Source organism: Desmonostoc muscorum LEGE 12446 (genome assembly GCF_015207005.2).
Lineage (GTDB): Bacteria > Cyanobacteriota > Cyanobacteriia > Cyanobacteriales > Nostocaceae > Nostoc > Nostoc muscorum.
Genome location: NZ_JADEXS020000002.1, coordinates 278,705 through 295,627, shown reverse-complemented (window position 1 = coordinate 295,627; position 16,923 = coordinate 278,705). Strand labels below are relative to the sequence as shown.

The window sequence follows — 16,923 nt, the reverse complement described above, 5'->3', positions numbered from 1 at the left end:
CCTTGTTTCAAGCCCCTAAATTTATTTATGGGGTTTCCCCCTGCTCCCTGCCCCCTGCCCCTTTTCCTCTTCTGTGACTTCTGATTCCTGACTCGTAATATTAAAATGAGCATGAACTTTTACCCTTTTTCTGAATACGATTTACGGGAGATAGCCAAACTTCCATCTGATATCTCTGCCTTAGCCAACAAATACCCCTGTGAAATTATAAATGTTGCTGATGCTTGGAATGATGATCCTTTCCCCGATGGTTACATTCCTCGTATATTTGAAATTTATTACGGGACATCTGAGAATGCCAATGTTTATATAGTTGATGGAGTTTTACAAGAATATAATGTCCCCGAATTTGAGGGGAATGCTCCTTCTGTATCGGTCTTATTTGATGGGAATTTTGCTTATATCGAGATTGAAGGCAGAGAAATTTTAAATAAGCTTGGCGGGGCTGTTTTGCCCAGCGTAACTATTAACCCATCTACCTTAGTCCAAATGCTGACAAGAGGTGCTGATAATGATCGAACCATCTGATGCCAAACAAATAACAAACGATTACCTAGAAATTCTCGAAGCGTTAATAAAAAAAATCCACTTAACAGCTAAAGAGAAAGGATTGAATCCTTCAAAAGAAATATCTATTTCTGTAGGGACAGAGAAAATCTACAAAGGAACTATTGGAGATGATAGTCTTAAGAAAATTAATCCCTTTGTGTCTGCGGATTTAGTAGAAAAGTTAAACACCGCCATATCGAATCCTCAAAATGCCAAAGGGACTGTATCAATTAAGATTGGTAGAACAGAAGTTTTTCGAGTCAAGAATGGAAAAATAGAAACAGATAAATTAGGATTATCTGTTTCGATATCTCAATCTCAAAAACAAACCCCAGCATCAGCATCAATTGAACGCATTTATAGTGTAGAGGCATTACAAAAGCAAGTCGAAGCCTTACAAAATAAGGTAAATGAACAACAAAAACTTGTTGATTCGCTCCTGACGCAATCCCAACTCCAAACTCAAGAATCTATCGTGAAGCTGACACAACAAGTCGGTGAATTGTTTAAGTCGCTGGAGAAACAGCAAAAGCTGATTGAAAAAACACAACAGACTTTATCTATAGCTTGCGAACGCTCTTTACCACCAATTCAAAATACCAAACTTCAAAACTGGGTTGGTGGTGTGGAATCAAAAGTTAAGCAAACAGCAAAAAATATTTTCGAGCGTGTTAAAGATGCACTGATTCCAAAAATCGGGAAAATTAAAAATCAACTTGAAGAACTGAAACGAAGAGTAAATCAACAGTTTACTAGAGCTATTGATGACGTTAAGAGTAAAACGATTGAAAAGAGCGTCAAAGCGCTCCTGAAACATTTAGGTACAAAAAATGCCGATGGTTCTATAACTTTCAAAAGTAAGAGTTTTGACTTTAAGCAATTTGGGGAGAGTGTAACAGTTCAAGCTAAAGATGGCAATGAAGTTCTGAAAGATGGGGTATTATCTGACACTGTTTCTGATCAAGAAATAGAAGCTCTTGACAAAGTGCAATCTGTCGTTGATAAGTACACCGAAGCATCACTTGAGTACTTGAGTTATGCCGAGCAAGAGTCTGAATCTTTATCTAGGGGTTTATCTCGTTAACAGATAACTGATAACTGGTTCATCGTCTAAAGCGTATTTGTTGCTCAAGATCAATTTCTACTTCTTGTTTATTACGGGATAATCTTTCAATAATCTCTGCTTTTTGGGATCTAATGACTTGACGAATGGCCTTCATCATTTGGGTTTGGGGGTCATTTTCTTGGTATGGGTTTTGAAAATAATTTGCCACCTCTAGAACGAAAGAAGCTAATTCCTTATCATCCATGATCCTGATGCTCTCTCGAAGAGAGTCCACCATTTCAAGTTTTTCGCCAAACTTTTCTAACAGCTTCAGCTTGCGTTCTAATGAGCTTAACAATTTTGGTGGTGAGGGTGGCGAATGCCTAGAAAGTTGATTATTTTGTCGCCACTCCTTCAACCTCAGAGCCTCAGAATTCAATTTCTCGTAAGGTAGTCCGCCATGCTCAACGATAAAATCATCTACTCCTTTATCTGGCCCTGGCAGACTGACCACACTAACTTTTGCACCCTGCTGCTCTAATAATCGCCCAGTTCGGGATATGGCAATCTCAATATTCTGTTTAGTTTTGGGTTTAGTTTCGTAGTCAAAGCAAAACTTGATATCCCGGACTGGTGTGGCGAAAACCGCTAGTTCCGAATGCAGCGTTGCTTTGATTTCATGACCCTGGTCATCTTTGCTACGGTATCCCGCGTAAATTCCTGGTAGTCCAATGGCAGCATGACCTTGACTCAACAGACTAGCGGCTTTCTTCGCGCCCTCCGCAATGGTGACTGGTACATTGTATTTCCATACACAGTACCAGAATCCTGATTGGCGATCGCTGTTGGTGGGGTTTACTTTATGCTTGGAGTAAATGCGATTAGCTATCTGTTGAGGTACATCTAATAAGAAAATGCTGAGGTCGGCTTTGGGGGGATGCTCGTATTTGATGAATTTCCCTGACTCATCAAGTTTACTCCTGGGAGCATTGGGCTTGTAGCATCCCCAGATTTTTGCAGTCGGCTTTTGTGGTGATTGTAGTGAACCAAATGAGCGCGGGTCAACGCCAGCACTACACCACCACCCGCCAGATTCAATATGTGCATATCTGATTAAATCCCCATCCCTGAGCCGTCCATCGTTGCGGCGGGAGATGTTATCGCTATACATTAGATATTCCCAAGCCTGATGCTCCTGTTCTATAGGGTCAAGGTGCAGGCTTTTAAAGTTCAGTGCTGCTATGTCTGGATGAATCGCGCTTTTCTCCACCAATTCCTTCCAGTGTTCTGGGTCTATGTGGTCAGGAGGTGGCGCACTGCCCCCCACCCAAAACGCTTCGGTCGGCAGAACTGCTTTGAGTACTGGTTTGGAAAAAACCGATTCAGCAGTTTCCCTCACTGGTGTCCGTTTTTTTATTGGTTTGACTACAGGAACTTCTGTTGATGAATCAAGGCTTGTTATGACGCTAGGTGCTACTGGCTTGAAAGCTGGCTGGATAACTGGAATCTCCACTGCTGTCTGTTGTTTTAGTACTGACTCCTCAACAAAGGCATCTATATTTATAGTTATCGCTTGCTGAGGCGAAAGTTGGCGCTGCTTGAAAGTCGATTTCTGAACTTGTTTTCGTAGCAATTCCAAAGCATTTTCTTTAGCTTTGGACTGTTGCGCTAACTCTACCAATCGCGTTGGATCTTCGGTGTAAATCTTTAATTCATGCCTTGCACGGCTGGCAGCAACATAAAAACTTTCCTGTCCAATAGTGAAATCTGCCGAAATTAACACCCGATCCGCAGTTTTCCCCTGGCTACTATATGTTGTACTCACAAGGGCATAGTCTAAGTTTTGTGCCTGTGCCAAACTAATGCGTTCAGTACGCTCATCAGCATATTTAATGTGGACTATGTTCAGGTCAATTCCTGTCACAGTAAATTCTTGCCCGTTGCGTCGTCCCAATTGCCGATCGTTTTTCTTCCATTGCAGGCGATCGCCCACAGCAATTTCAATCTGCTGACTCTGGTAAACCGCTTTCTCAAAAGCCGTGTCTACATCCAAAAGCTTACCATTATCACCTTTGAGAGTTAACTTGTCAGTATTTTGACTTACCACTTCATATAATTTGCCTTTAGAAAGCCCCCGGCGTTTGTAATCCCGTGTGGGTATGATCACATCACCAATTTCAAAGTTATGGGCAAACCGCATCTGTACAATTGAGAGATTTTTGGTTTGCAATTGGGTGATGGTTGCAGTTTCTCCCAAAGTTCCTTCACCCAAGAGCTTCGAGCGAATGGCTTGGGTAAGGGCAAGTCTTTCTGTATTCGTCCCAGCTAACACAAGGGTTTTGAGTCGTTGTTCTGGTGTCCCTACTATATAATCATTGGCGATCTGCTCTATTTTGGATTCTGAAGAAACAGTTTTTATAGAGCCGGTTGCTAGTAGATGTTCAAAACCAGCTTCAATCCTACCTTCAGCGATTAAATCTACTGCTAATTTTAGTTGAGGGTCTTTTTGGCGCAATGATTCATTGAGGTGTGCAGTTTTGATTCCTGCTTGCTGCAACGACTTGAAAGGACTACCGGCTTCTACTGCTGACAACTGCCGAGTATCACCAACTAAAATCACCCTAGCTTGAAGTAAGGTAGCTCGTTGTAAAAGTGCATGAGCATCTTTAGCACTGAGTAGCCCAGCTTCGTCCACAATCCAGATTTGATTTGGTTCAATCTCTGGTGGTGGTTCCGAAACTAGTAATCGAGCAACAGTCTCAGACTGAATTTTTAACTCTTCGCTCAAAACCTTAGCAGCAGAGGAACTAGGGGCGAAGCCAATAATAGTGTAGCCGGAATTGAAAGCGATCGCCTTCAACTCTTTGAGTGCAAAAGTCTTACCAGCACCAGCTACCCCTTGCCATGCAATGAACTGGTCAGATGTTGTTGCAGCTAATTCTACTGCTTGGCGCTGTCCCTGGTTTAGCAAGGTATTCTCTAAGTGGCTTTCGACTACTTCCGGGTGAGAAATGGAGCAAAATTTACATTGACCTTGCTGCATCAAGTCAATCGTCGCCAACTCCCGCCTCACTGCTGTCATCGTCGTAAATTGGTCAGTCAATTCTGGTAGAGCGATTAACTCCTGATGCTCTCTAATCAGGGCTGCTGTTGCTGTTAGATCCGTAGCTAGCCTTTCTTCTAGGATGAATTTTTCTAAATCTTCTTGTCTAAAGGCGACATTTCTCTCACTGCAATGTGCGATTGCCAAATCCAAAACCTCCGCCAAACTTTTGTGATTGACTGGTATATCGTGTCTGGCTTCTCCCGGTTTGACAAAGGTAATACCCAATGCCGCAGCTTCTTCTACCCAGAATGCAAGTAATTCTGATTCTGGTAGTTTTTGCTTGCGCTGGCGAGTATTATCCCAAATTTTCTCGCGTTCTGCCCAAGTGGAGTTAGCCCCGGCTTCGGCGAGAATTTGCTGTCGGCGTTTAGAAAATGCTTCTAAATCTTCTGACTTGAAGCCTTTGATGTCAAACTGCCCATGTTTGCGGGATTCTATCTCGTAGCCAAGCTTCTGCACCTCACGCGCTAAATAACTTTGGTATGCCATGCCCAAGAATTTCTTATTGGCGAATATCTCGTTATTACCCAAACTCAACCACCTACCATCTGGGGTTTGCGTCATATTCATCAGCAAACAGTGGGTGTGCAGATGTGGGTCTAAGTCCCGACTTTCGATGTGGTCAAACTGCGCCACGACCAAGTTACCAGTCTTAACTCTATGTCTGTTGTTATCGTCTGTCACTCTGGTGTAGGCGTACCTCTGCTCTATTAGCTCCAGGGTTTCTTTCAATGCCTGATGGTGAGCATCAATCAAGCGAGTATCCCCGCCTACCAATGCCATCAGGCTCACGCTTTTGGGCGCAGAAAATGTACAGTCTAAGGCGGCTCGGCGTTCAACACCTTTTTGGTTTTCTTTCCCTTCGACTTTCTTGATTCCTCTGGCATTTAAAATTTGACTCCCATCTGGTGACATTCCCTCGATCACATTTTTAAAAGCATCTTCATTGTTGATCGCCCCCGACAATCCCAACTTAAGAGCGCCTTGACCGCTCCATAGCGACTTTCCTTGGTGATAGTAATTCTTGATGAAATACTTCACCGCCATCTCTGAGGAAACGTTGGCTGCTGTCAGCATGGTTTACCTCTCCTCTGGAATTTACAAAACTTAATCTTGATTGACCAGAGGGATCGCCAACAACTATTCAAGTCCAAGCCAAACCACGTCATCAAAGTTAGTGGTACTTGATGGCGAGTGAAAATATTTTGGTAAGACTTGGACTTCAAAATATTTTTATCCCATGTTTCTCTTTTCATTTAATATAGCAAAATCCGCTAAAAAACTTTCAGCCAAATATGGCGTACTGTGCGTCATCAATTTTTTAAATATGACATAGGAATGCCGTAAGTCTTTCATAGAAAGCTCTTGGGGGAATCATAATAATGACATAAATGACTTCCGAGAAGTTCTAAGAAGTTCTAGGAAGTCAGATCTTTTCGAGGACAAAAATTATATTATTTTTTATTTTTGGCGCTTTTTTGTCTTAGAATTAGCATCAGAATAACGCAACAGAAATAGTCTGAATACTGAGATATTTTGCTACTAAAAATCACCATACTGAAATGGAAAAAGTGAGGTGCTGATGATGAGTCTGCTAAGGTTAGTTGTAGATCCGGGTGGTTCATTGTTGAAGGGATTTTACACGTTAGAACGGTTTGAGCCAGAATTGATTTTGATGGAGCCAGAGGTAGCGACAGTCCCGTTAGAAATTTTAGAAAATTATGAGCTCACGAAGATAGGTTCGTCAAATCCTGAGAATAGTGCTTGGATTGAATATCAAGATAAGTGTCAGGCGGTAGGGTTCTTAGCTAGAAAGCGCTTTCATGCTGACTTACAACTGCAAAAACGGAAATTCGAGTTAGCACTACCCAAGGTATTGGCGATGGTAGGAGCCATAGCAGACAAACACGATTTAGAAAATGGGTCATCGATTCATTTAGGGATTTTGCTGCCTTGGGGAGAATATCAGGATCGGGTTTTATTTCAAGAGTTGGTGACGACAGCCCTTGCTAAATACAAATTCAAAGGATGTTCAAAAGCATTTTCATTGGAACTATTTTTGTGTCTTCCGGAAGGTGGGGGGATTTTGACCAGGGGACGCGCTCCTGGTTCTGATTTAAAAGAAAAGTCTTTTGCAGTTGTGATGTTGGGTTATCGAGATACAAGCATTCTGCTGATTGAGCGTGGAGAAATGAGCAAAGGTAAAACAGAGCCTTTGGGTTTCTCGAAAATGGTTGAATCAGTGAAGCGTCAGACATCGGGGTTGGACTTAGCTCATCTGACGAGCGTTATTTGTAAGGCTGGGAAAAGCTCGTCTCATAAAGCTTTAGAAGAATTAGCTTCAGATTTAGATCAAGTATATAAAGAGCATGAAGTTTCAAAAATTCGTAAGGCTGTTACCAATAGTAGGCAGGAGTATTGGATGATGCTGTCCAACTGGCTAAAGTTGCAAGTTCCTCGTGATATTGATGAAGTGATTATTAGTGGAGGTACTGCTTATTACTTCCAATCTCAGCTAAACAACTTATTTTCATTCTCTAATATCAACTGGTGTGAAATTTTAGAGACACAACTGATGAATAGTTTCCCCCAAGCTGCATCTAAGTCTCTGAATCATCGCTTGACAGATGTTTATGGATTGTTTTTCTTTCTATGTGCTAAGGGGATAAGACAAAACTCTTGTGTTGTGGCTCCAGGTGCAACAAATGAGTAAAAAAATTGAAAGAATCGATTATCGGTGTCGAATTTCGATGAACAAAGAGCCGTTGGGCGTTGCCCTTATCAAGTATATAAAACAGAGTAACGACATCAGCGAGAGGGAAAAGGTGTTATCTGCCTTGTCTGGATACTGGTTGCCTTTTGCTTTAAGAGCAGATGGAAGTTACCCAGAATGGGAACTAAAGCAGTCTGCCAGAAATGCGATTTACAAGTTGAAGTTACACATAGTGTATCTCTCTGAAGCATTTTTTCTAGAAGATTTTCCTGTCGGCTCTCACACAATTATTCCTGCCCAACCGATGGTGCAACAGGTGGTATCTAACGTGCCTGTATCGAATGTGGCTATTTCGGAGAGCTTGATTGAACCAGAAAAACCCAAGCCAGTCGTAAATATTTTCCCTGAACAGCAGGACAACATGGTTGAAACAATGTTCAAAGGAGCAATGTAACGGACCAGATAATGTTAAAACAAGTCGCAAGTCGCAAGTAAGTTTTGTGACGGGGATTTAGACCCCGACCCAAAACTTACCGGTTCAATAACCGGGGGACTTAAACCCACGGTACTCGGTTAAGAGTTCCCTCTGAATAATTCGTAATTAAAAAGGAGATGAAGTATGCCTTATACCAAAGAAGCCTTACAAAATATGTATTCCCTCTCACCAGAGGATGTCTTAGCAACATTGATAGCCTGTGGACTTGCTGATGACGCGCCATTCTACTCAGATGCAGATATTGAGACTCGGTTTGATGTTGTTCGTCAGTTGTTTAAAGATGGAGAAGCTTCTGATTATCAGCAGGCCACAACACTTTTTCAACAAAAGTTAGAAGATAATTCCTTAGCACAAATCAAGAATGAGGGGAGAAAACCCCGGAAAAAAGCGGTTAAACCATTAGATATAACTGAATTAATCAATTTGGCTCGTGAAATCGGCTTTAAACTGACGCTGACTAAAGCTTTACAAGTTTTAGCCTCGTGTGGACTGAAAGAGAAAGAGGAATATACCCCCTCAGAATCCGAGCGTTTTCTTGGAGCATTAACGAAAGTTAGTCAGCAAGCCCCTGATGTATTAATTGATATGGAAGATATTACTACAGCATCAGAGAAAGCCTTAGCCAGCTTCGTCGATGGAGTTACAGATAGGCTTGTGGAAAAAATTCCACTAGGGTTAGTTAAGCAAGTGTATACTCAAAAGGCGATCGCTAGACTAGCCCAACAACCAGAAGAAAGTGATGATTTCTTCATTGAATTGGAGGAAGGGATTATGCGACAACTTGAGGGGAAGCCTGCAATGGAGTCCCCGCTAATACAATTGATGGAGAAACATCGGATAAATTTGTTACCCCCTACTTCCATCAAATCAATGCAATTGCCCAGCGAGTCCGAGAGCGATACGACTATCAGCTAAAACAGGAAATCTCGAACAGAGAACGCACCATTGATATCCAAGTGGATAAAGCCTCGGATGCTAAGGCTACACGATTAGCTGCCCACAAACTCGAAAAGCTGCAAGCTTGGATTTCAGCCCTCGAGTCACGACAAAAACTCCGCAAACAACGCTCTGAAAAATTTAAGTCAGACCTATTTTGGTTTGGTCAGTGGATTGGTTCGGGTCGCTGTGGTATTTTCTTTTTCATCTGTGGCATTTTGATTTCTGCAACTGCTACAGTCGTGGCAATCATTAATCTGCCAACAAATCTTTCCTGTCCTAATAGCAAAAGTCTCTGCTATCTGGTATATCAAATGCGATTCAACAATCAAAGTGTGATTCTTCCACAACAAGCAAAGGATATCCTTGCTGAGTATGAACGTAACAAGACCAAATCTAAACGACGCAAGTAATTAAGTTTTGGGGAAAGAGAAACTGTCTTTAAGTTCTCTCCTAGCTTTTGATAAAAACGCAATTAAACTCAAGTCGCAAGTGACTCTTTCGCAGTCGCAAGTAAGTTTTGTAATGGGGATTTAGACCCCGGAAACACATACTTGCGGCTTGATAGAAGCCGGGGATTTAAACTGAACCGTTTGAAAGTTCTTCACTTGCGACTTGCGACTTTGTTAAATGATGATGGGATGAAGTTATGAACGAACTAAAAGAAATTAAACTTTGGGACGATTGGGATGATATCAATTTATCAACTCCAGAACGTCGCATTGAACGCTTAGAAATTCTGCTGTGCCAAAAAGTCCACAAAGGCGAGGACATATCTGAATGTCTGCAAGTTTTAGAGTACTTGAAAAATCGCACGACTCAGCAAAAGTTAGAGTCTGTTTTCTTTAGGCAAGTTCAGTCTAAACTGATTTTCAACTCCTGGCAAATAATTGGTCAGGCTACGTTAATCTTTTTAGTCGCTATTCCTTGCTGTTTTGCGACGTATAAAATAGCTACCTCATCATTAATATCTAGCAATTCTTCGTCGGAATTATCTCAGGGCAAACAATTATCAAAAAACACCCCACCACACGGGAAAAAACATCACAGATAAATATAGTCGCAGTGCGGTATATTTATTGACCACACTGCAATTACTGGCTATGATACTCCATCAGTAATTTCTCAAATCTTTCTAGTCAACCAAGTGAAAAAGGCAGCTTATAAATATTTACTTTCATGCCTGTTGTCGGCGATCGCTTTTTTTCATATATTCAGATCAAATTACTGTATTTGATGGATAAAACGGGGTTACAGCATAACCTCACCTACTTTAATAGGAGGTGTTTTTATCAAAAGGTAAGCTATCTTCCGGCTCAAAGTTCCGCAAGTCCTGTTCCATTTGGCGGCGGCGTTGAGCGTATGTTCTGCTGTCTTCAATCCTTTCTTTCATTCGTTCTTCACCAAAATTAATACCTTGTTCTGCGTGATCGGCAGATACAGCATCATAATTCTCGACTTCGTTTCTCTTACGCCACTCTTGGTGTTCCAACGCACTTTCACTGATGCCAATTTTACGAGCGTATTCTACATATTCAGGTCTGAGAGAACCATCAGGGTTAAATTCTCTTTTCTCTTGTTCAGTGAAGAAATCGTAGGCTGTGTAGATTGGCCACGGCTCTGGGTCAGTCTCGTCCAGGCGCTTCCACTCGTCGTATTCTTCTTTCAACGAGAGAGCATAGTCATTAATTGCTTCGTTACTCATTCCTGTAGACAACATTTGTTGTCGGGCTTCATCCTTCAAACTTCCATCTGAGTTGAATTCTCTTTTATTCATATTTACCCAACGCTTTATTCTCGACATAACAACCTCTCAAAAAATTAATTAATGTTCATCAAAATGTCAATTTTATGACTCTAGAATTGAAGCATTTCGACCCCCGGCTAAATCAATGGATTTATGTAGATGATAATCAGACTAGCTCTCAATCAATTTTAACTGAAAAGCTCAGTAATACTTTACTAGAATCATATTTCCCTAACAAAGAGTTTTCCTTTGGGCACTCAGATGAATACAGTACAGACGAGGATTTAAGGAATCATCCAGATGGACACATCTTATTATTATCTTCTAAGACCCGCTTACTTTATGGAGAAAAAGAATGTTTAGAAACGATTCAAAAAATTTGTCCAGACAGTAAAGACAGGGGTGCTTATGGTTCCATCTTCCTTGGGGCTTGTAAAAATGCGATTCACGAAAAGCTAAACATTCTGGTAGTAGATGATTCTACTGATAACAGGGGTGAAAACGGAGGAATATTATCAAATGATTTAGCATATAAACTAGTTGGTGACTGTTATGGACAAATTTCAACACAACTTTATGACAAGCTAACTTTAAGACAATCACAGCCAGATAAAAGCTACCGTGTTATTCAGCATCGATTTGGTTGGAAGGAAGAAAACGGAGAAGATACTACTAAATATCGTTTTGGAAAAGGGACACTGCGACCATACAAGCTTGATAAAATCAAATATGCAGATCCTAAAAATAAACCAAAAATAGATATAATTCTCCCCATAAGTAGTTTTAAGGGAACAGATAAGGATAGACCAGCAGGGGCGACTAAACCTCAAATTAAGCCAGGATTATATCAGCAAAATATTTGGTTGGCTGAAAAAGGACAATCACAGCAAGGTCAGATGTCTATCTCCCAACTCTTGGCATCTTTCCCCCAAGGAATTAAAGATTTTGCCGAACAATTAGAGCTACAAGCTGAGAAACTAGCCTCTATTCAAGATGACCCAAGGAAAGTTGCTGCTGACTATTGTGAAAAATACGAAAAACGCAAAGAATCATTGAACCAAAGTAAATTAAAAATAGGAGAACTTACTAGCCCTGAAGCAGATGTTAAAAACTTAGGGACAAATGATGACTTAGATGCAGATGAGGAATTAGATGACGAGAGTACTAAAGATGACTTGTTCATGTACAAGCTCATCAAAGCTGACTTGTTGGGTCATCAGCAGTTATTAGAAACGGAAAAAGTTAAACAGGAATTAAGTCGGTTTGTACAGAGCCAATGGCGAGATATCGCTCTAGGGAAAACGCTTACTTTTGACCGAGGGATGATTATTCCATCCAAAGATTTAAAAAATGGTGAAATTTGTGTTTCCTGGGAAAAGAATGAAGAAAAAATTCTTAACTTCCGTTCTCCTTTTCTGAATTCTAATGGTTTGTGTGTGTCTACTAACAAGCATGTTGAAGATCGACTCGGGCCAGATGGTAAAGACCTCAAAGGTGTAATCGTAGTTAGCGACGAAGACCATAAACGCATACAGCAAAGAATTGCACAATTAGAAGCGCAAGGAATCGATGTTGATTTTATCGACCCAGCCGAAACCGAATCAGAACGCCAAGCACGAGACTACGATGGTGACTGCATTGGTATAGCAAGAGCTAGCCTATACCCTAATCTGACAGCCGAAGCCGAGTATAGAAACCAACCCCAAAACGCCTATTCCCCTACAGTTAAGCTCACAAAACAATCATTCTACGATCCTAAAACTGGAATCCAGCCGCCTTTTGAAAAAATCGCCATCCACATGAGCGATAGCATTAGTGTGGGAGTAATCAACAATCAAGTTACTGCACTAGAAGCGTTAGAATCGGAAATTGAGGTACTTAAAACTTACGGTACTTTTGAGCAGAAATCAAGTTATCTAGACCAAGTTTCTAATCATTACGAAGCCCTGTTTGAGCAAGAACAGCACGAAGAACCAAAGTTAATTAGAAAAGAATACAAGCCTTATATGCAAAGGTTTGTTGAACTTGCCCAAGCTCAAAGAACCCCTCAAAATTTGCATCAAGCAATGGATGTTAACCGCCTGATGTATCGGAGTATGATTGAGGAGGGATGTTTTCAAAACCAAATAGCAGTGGATCTCTTTAAAAGTTCAAGAACTCCCGACATGAACGTAATTAAGGAGAATAAGCGTTATCTTCATAGAGATATTAACTATATTAAAGATAAGAAGTCGCGTTCAGTTTATTTAAACTATGGCATTACTCCCACTGGTTACTCCCCAGTAGAATTATTAATAAATCAAACTAATAAATATTTCCAACAATCACAGTTAGAATCGCGCCCCATCGTTCAGTTTAAAGACTTGTTCCACGGGGTAGAATTTACACCACAGCAGAGATTGAGTGCGATCGCTGCCAAGTACGAGTTTGACAAGTTATTTAACGCTGCGGTACGTATGGAGCGGCTCAGAGAAACCGAGAAGGGGCCATCAGCAACCATTCAAACTCCACAAGGGACGCAACTCGAAATTGGCAATCTCACTCGTTACGCGCATCCTCTAATTTGGAAAGCCCAGACGTTGAACATCCGGCTAGACGAAATACCAGAGAAATGGCGAACTAAAGAACGCCCCCACAAATTACTAGCAGTCGCCCAGATTAATGGTGAAATAGGCAAGGATGGGAAACCCGCATACCGTCATCTTGGGACAATTAGCCAGCAGTCAGTAACTGACCATAACCTCAAACCGGGGATAGTTACGCAGGGAGCTAAAGTCACAGAATTTAAACCAGAGCTTACTAAAAGCCAAATTAAATTACTCTTTGGCAAAGCAAATGAAACAGCTCTTGCATTTTACGCTTCGATCCCAGAATCAGACAAACTTGCTGCTGCTGCGGCCGCTTGGAATGTCTCTGCATCCCGCCAAGATGAACTTGAAGTTGCACGTAAAGAAAACACCGGCCCAGGAGCTTACGCTAAAAAAGTATCTAACTTCGCCTTTGCTGCTTTCCCCAATGAGATTATCTCCCGCCTGGAGCAACTGCAATTTACCAAACCGAAGTTAGTCACATTGAATAATGAAGCGAATCAATTTTTGGGTAGAAAGTGGAACCCAGACGAAAAACACCCGATAGAAATCAGAGCTAGTTACCACCCACCGGGGCATGAACGCCACGTTTCCAGACTAATGTTTGTCCAGGATACTGACGGCGAATATAAGGAATTCGCTATGCTTGAAACCAGGACTGGAATGTTACCAATTGGCACAAAGGCGCAAGCTAATTTCATTGGCGTGGAACCTGCTACTGCCAAAGCAACTATTGGGCTACCAGGAAACGAGCCAGTTGAAATTACTATCCGTGAACTCAAGAATTTCTCTTACGCAGGACTTGTTTTTAACAGCGAACCGATAAACTTAGAATTTGGCACTGTGCCCGTTCCTGACAAAACAGTAAAAATCAAAATTGATGCTTTGACTTTGGGTGAGTTAGACAGTGATTCTGTCCAGCAGTTAAAAGAAATTAATTATCTCAAAAATGGTAATCCCCTAAAGTTAAAACTTACTTCTATCTCCGAAACTGGAGATCAGGCGTTTGTCCTGGGTGAATCTCCCAATGGCAATTTACTTAAAATTAATAAAATTAACTTTTATGATTTTTCTGGTCAGACATTCGATGATTTAGATTACCGAAAACTGACTATGGATTTGCCACCCTTAAAAACCAGAGATGCCGTGTTTTTAAATGGTGACCCCTTGGGGGTATTGCATTTTAAAAAAGACTTTGACGCGCTCAGACAGCTTGGACTACTCAAAACCGGACAACTTACACTCGCGCCCGCTATTATTCAAAGTAATTTTTCTGTTATTTGCGCTCAAATTGACCCTAATACCGTTGAATATCCTACTGTTTGGACGAAGGAATTTCAGGCTTTTGGCACTCAATCAATTAACCCTCAACAACTGTATATGATTGATAGTAGTGCGAAAATTCTACATCAGATTAAAGAGCGTCCCACTTTCTTATTTTCTACAGAATCAAACAAAAAACTTGGAGTTATGGGCTTGGCTGTTGACAATCAGAAAGCTGAAACTGTGATTAAATGGTTAACTGCTCAAAAAGTGGAATGTCAGCAAGTACCAATAGAAAATGTTATCAGGGAAACTAAAAAAGGTCTAGCGGTATTTCACTTGGTTGATAGCTCCATCCCTGCCAAAACTTTGTCGAGCATGACCAAGAAATTTGGGGCAATTATTGAATCGGATAGTGACTATCAACAAAGAGTTAATTCCCTCGCCACACGACCGCAATTTCTAAAACCTCCATCTCAACCAGCACTGCCCTCAAATGAAAAAGCTATTGAGCAGGGAGCAGGGAGTAAGGGAGAAAAACCACCCATAATAAATGAGACACAAACCAAAGTCGAAAAAGAGAAAGGGAGTTTTCGCCTACAAGGTAAACCAATTCCCATGAACTACCCTTTAATGATGGATGGTGAGCCGAACCCACTACCAGTAGACACCTGTATTGATGCCATGCGTGGATATGGCAGAACTCATACAACCAGGGCTTATGAACCTTATAAACAGTATGGCTTCAAAGAGGGTGATATTGCTCTTGCCACAGGGGGAGAGAAACAAGTTGCCTTTCGAGTTGGCAAACAGTACCAAATTACTCAGCCCATGATTGCTCTGACTTTTCACGGCAAGTCCTCAAGCCCCTAAAAAGCGTGGCTTTTTCCACAGACTAATTCTCAATAGCTCTTAGTTAATGAAAATAGCCAAGGGAGAAATCAGGGCTTGGGAAACCATCAAAATAACCTTTTCCACATACCGTGAAAAGTCAGATGATTGCTGACCCCAGTTATCAACACTTTTGGGGGCAAATGGAAAAGCATTCTCCTTCTTCACTACCAAAATTGTTCACTGGTAAACAACAGGTGTGGGGGTTGTACATGGAGCCGTTGGGGGATTATGTCGGCGGTAAAGTTGTTCCGTTTCCGGAAGCAAAAATCCAAGTAGCATTAAATCCTTCTCTCCTTGAACAACAACCAGTGACTATTGACAACTTGAGGGATTGGTATACTACTGCTGACAAGTTGGGTAAGTCCGATGAATACAAAAAACGGATTGTGGAGGTAGCCAATCAATTTAAATCTGGTCAACAGTTGTCATCAAAAGCGTTGACAGCTATGAATTTGGATACGGAAGAATTGCATTCTATTCGCCGGTTGACTAAAATTGCTCAGAAAATTGGTACAGTTTTGAGTGACATAAGTGAAGATGGTTCTACTCAGGTTCAGGGTCAAGTGTACGATATTTCTTTCAACACTGAGCAAAAAGATTTAACCATTGCTCAGAAAAATGGGGAAGTAGTTCTTGATATTCAATCTGGTCAGGTAAAAATTAATCAACTTAACAATAAAGTTTTTGAATTTTTTGAAAAAGCTAATACTAAACTTGACAAAAGTTTATCTAATATCAGGTCTAAAGGGATGGCAGTTTAGTGAAATAGAAAATTAAAAAAATTACAGACTAACATAGCAGCATCGACAAAAAGAATAGTTCGTTGATTATGGAACTTGCGCTTTTATTGGGCTATTTCAATTGCCGCTCGAATTTCTTTAACTCCCGAAAGTACGGCATTGATAGCAATGAAGTGAGCGCGGGTGCTGTTGGCAATAACACGGGTCAAAGTAGTTTTGCCAGTCCCTGGTGGCCCAGAAAAGATTAAGGAAGACAGTTGATCCAAACTAATAGCACGCCGCAGTAGCCTTCCTTGCCCGATAATATGCTCAAAACCCAATAAATTCGTCAAGTGTCCGTGGACGCATCCGAGCCGCTAGGGGGGCTGATTCTTCGGTTATTTTTGCAAGATGCTGATCAAATAAATCCATTATTAAATATGTCGAGAGGAGGTGGGGTTTTTCAAGCCATAAATGTATGCTTTTTCAAGGTAAAAAACTATAACGACAATTAACATCTAAAAAGAAATTACTTTACGATCTCGCAAAAATTTACCGTTTATATTGCGTGGAGCATCAGTAGCAAGCCAAATTGCAGTGTCGGCTCCTTCTGCTGGCGTGCGCGGTGCTGATGACCCACCCATATCTGTTTTAACCCACCCCGGACAAATGGAATTGACAACAATTCCAAAAGATTGTAAAGCTTGTGCCAGCATAATTGTTGCACCATTTAATGCCAGCTTTGATAGGCAGTAACTTGAATTATCGAGTAACCTTTTGCCAGTAGACCTTGAGCGATGGCAAACCCAATCCCTCGGTTCCCACCTGTGACTAATGCCCATTTGTCTTGCGTGGATTCCATCTGAA

General features: G+C 41.2%; 14 protein-coding genes. 9 read left to right on the top strand and 5 right to left on the bottom strand.

What is annotated here, in order from left to right; translation table 11 throughout:
* Positions 1–111 precede the first annotated feature (111 nt).
* Positions 112–528, top strand: coding sequence for a hypothetical protein (locus IQ276_RS37580; RefSeq protein ID WP_228042994.1), 417 nt, complete (start codon positions 112–114; stop codon positions 526–528).
* Positions 512–1,633 (top strand): hypothetical protein, encoded by a 1,122-nt coding sequence (locus tag IQ276_RS37575; RefSeq protein WP_193916124.1) that lies wholly within the window; start codon positions 512–514, stop codon positions 1,631–1,633. The genes IQ276_RS37580 and IQ276_RS37575 overlap by 17 nt, the downstream gene beginning before the upstream one ends.
* 19 nt (positions 1,634–1,652) lie before the next feature.
* On the opposite strand, the gene mobF is transcribed toward IQ276_RS37575, so the two are convergent.
* Complete coding sequence (gene mobF, locus IQ276_RS37570; RefSeq protein WP_228042993.1) at positions 1,653–5,777, bottom strand: MobF family relaxase; 4,125 nt, start codon at positions 5,775–5,777, stop codon at positions 1,653–1,655.
* 505 nt (positions 5,778–6,282) lie between these two features.
* On the opposite strand from mobF, the gene IQ276_RS37565 reads away from it, so the two are divergent.
* From IQ276_RS37565 to IQ276_RS37545, 5 genes are all read left to right on the top strand, one after another.
* Positions 6,283–7,413 carry a ParM/StbA family protein gene (locus tag IQ276_RS37565; protein ID WP_228042992.1) on the top strand — a complete coding sequence of 377 codons (1,131 nt, stop codon included), beginning with the start codon at positions 6,283–6,285 and terminating at the stop codon, positions 7,411–7,413.
* Positions 7,382–7,867, top strand: a complete 486-nt coding sequence (locus IQ276_RS37560) for a hypothetical protein (protein ID WP_193916139.1) — start codon at positions 7,382–7,384, stop codon at positions 7,865–7,867. The genes IQ276_RS37565 and IQ276_RS37560 overlap by 32 nt, the downstream gene beginning before the upstream one ends.
* 165 nt (positions 7,868–8,032) lie before the next feature.
* Positions 8,033–8,824 carry a hypothetical protein gene (locus IQ276_RS37555; protein ID WP_193916121.1) on the top strand — a complete coding sequence of 264 codons (792 nt, stop codon included), beginning with the start codon at positions 8,033–8,035 and terminating at the stop codon, positions 8,822–8,824.
* 41 nt (positions 8,825–8,865) lie between these two features.
* Positions 8,866–9,258 carry a hypothetical protein gene (locus IQ276_RS37550; RefSeq protein ID WP_228042991.1) on the top strand — a complete coding sequence of 131 codons (393 nt, stop codon included), beginning with the start codon at positions 8,866–8,868 and terminating at the stop codon, positions 9,256–9,258.
* Positions 9,259–9,494: 236 nt separating this feature from the next.
* Entirely contained in the window at positions 9,495–9,899 is a 405-nt protein-coding gene (locus IQ276_RS37545) for a hypothetical protein (protein WP_193916118.1), read from the top strand.
* Between the two features lie 219 nt (positions 9,900–10,118).
* On the opposite strand, the gene IQ276_RS37540 is transcribed toward IQ276_RS37545, so the two are convergent.
* Positions 10,119–10,649: a hypothetical protein gene (locus IQ276_RS37540; RefSeq protein WP_228042990.1), complete on the bottom strand. Its 531-nt coding sequence runs from the start codon at positions 10,647–10,649 to the stop codon at positions 10,119–10,121.
* A 47-nt stretch (positions 10,650–10,696) separates the two neighbouring features.
* On the opposite strand from IQ276_RS37540, the gene IQ276_RS37535 reads away from it, so the two are divergent.
* Both IQ276_RS37535 and IQ276_RS37530 read left to right on the top strand, forming a co-directional pair.
* Positions 10,697–15,316 carry a hypothetical protein gene (locus IQ276_RS37535; RefSeq protein ID WP_228042989.1) on the top strand — a complete coding sequence of 1,540 codons (4,620 nt, stop codon included), beginning with the start codon at positions 10,697–10,699 and terminating at the stop codon, positions 15,314–15,316.
* Between the two features lie 110 nt (positions 15,317–15,426).
* Positions 15,427–16,098 (top strand): hypothetical protein, encoded by a 672-nt coding sequence (locus IQ276_RS37530; RefSeq protein WP_235116456.1) that lies wholly within the window; start codon positions 15,427–15,429, stop codon positions 16,096–16,098.
* Between the two features lie 83 nt (positions 16,099–16,181).
* Here IQ276_RS37530 and IQ276_RS37525 read toward each other — a convergent pair whose 3' ends face one another.
* The 3 genes from IQ276_RS37525 to IQ276_RS37515 form a co-directional block, all read right to left on the bottom strand.
* Positions 16,182–16,409, bottom strand: coding sequence for an AAA family ATPase (locus tag IQ276_RS37525; protein ID WP_228042988.1), 228 nt, complete (start codon positions 16,407–16,409; stop codon positions 16,182–16,184).
* 165 nt (positions 16,410–16,574) lie between these two features.
* Positions 16,575–16,796 (bottom strand): Rossmann-fold NAD(P)-binding domain-containing protein, encoded by a 222-nt coding sequence (locus tag IQ276_RS37520; protein ID WP_235116506.1) that lies wholly within the window; start codon positions 16,794–16,796, stop codon positions 16,575–16,577.
* Complete coding sequence (locus IQ276_RS37515; RefSeq protein ID WP_193915318.1) at positions 16,787–16,918, bottom strand: SDR family NAD(P)-dependent oxidoreductase; 132 nt, start codon at positions 16,916–16,918, stop codon at positions 16,787–16,789. Before IQ276_RS37515 ends, IQ276_RS37520 begins: the two co-directional genes overlap by 10 nt.
* Positions 16,919–16,923: the final 5 nt, after the last annotated feature.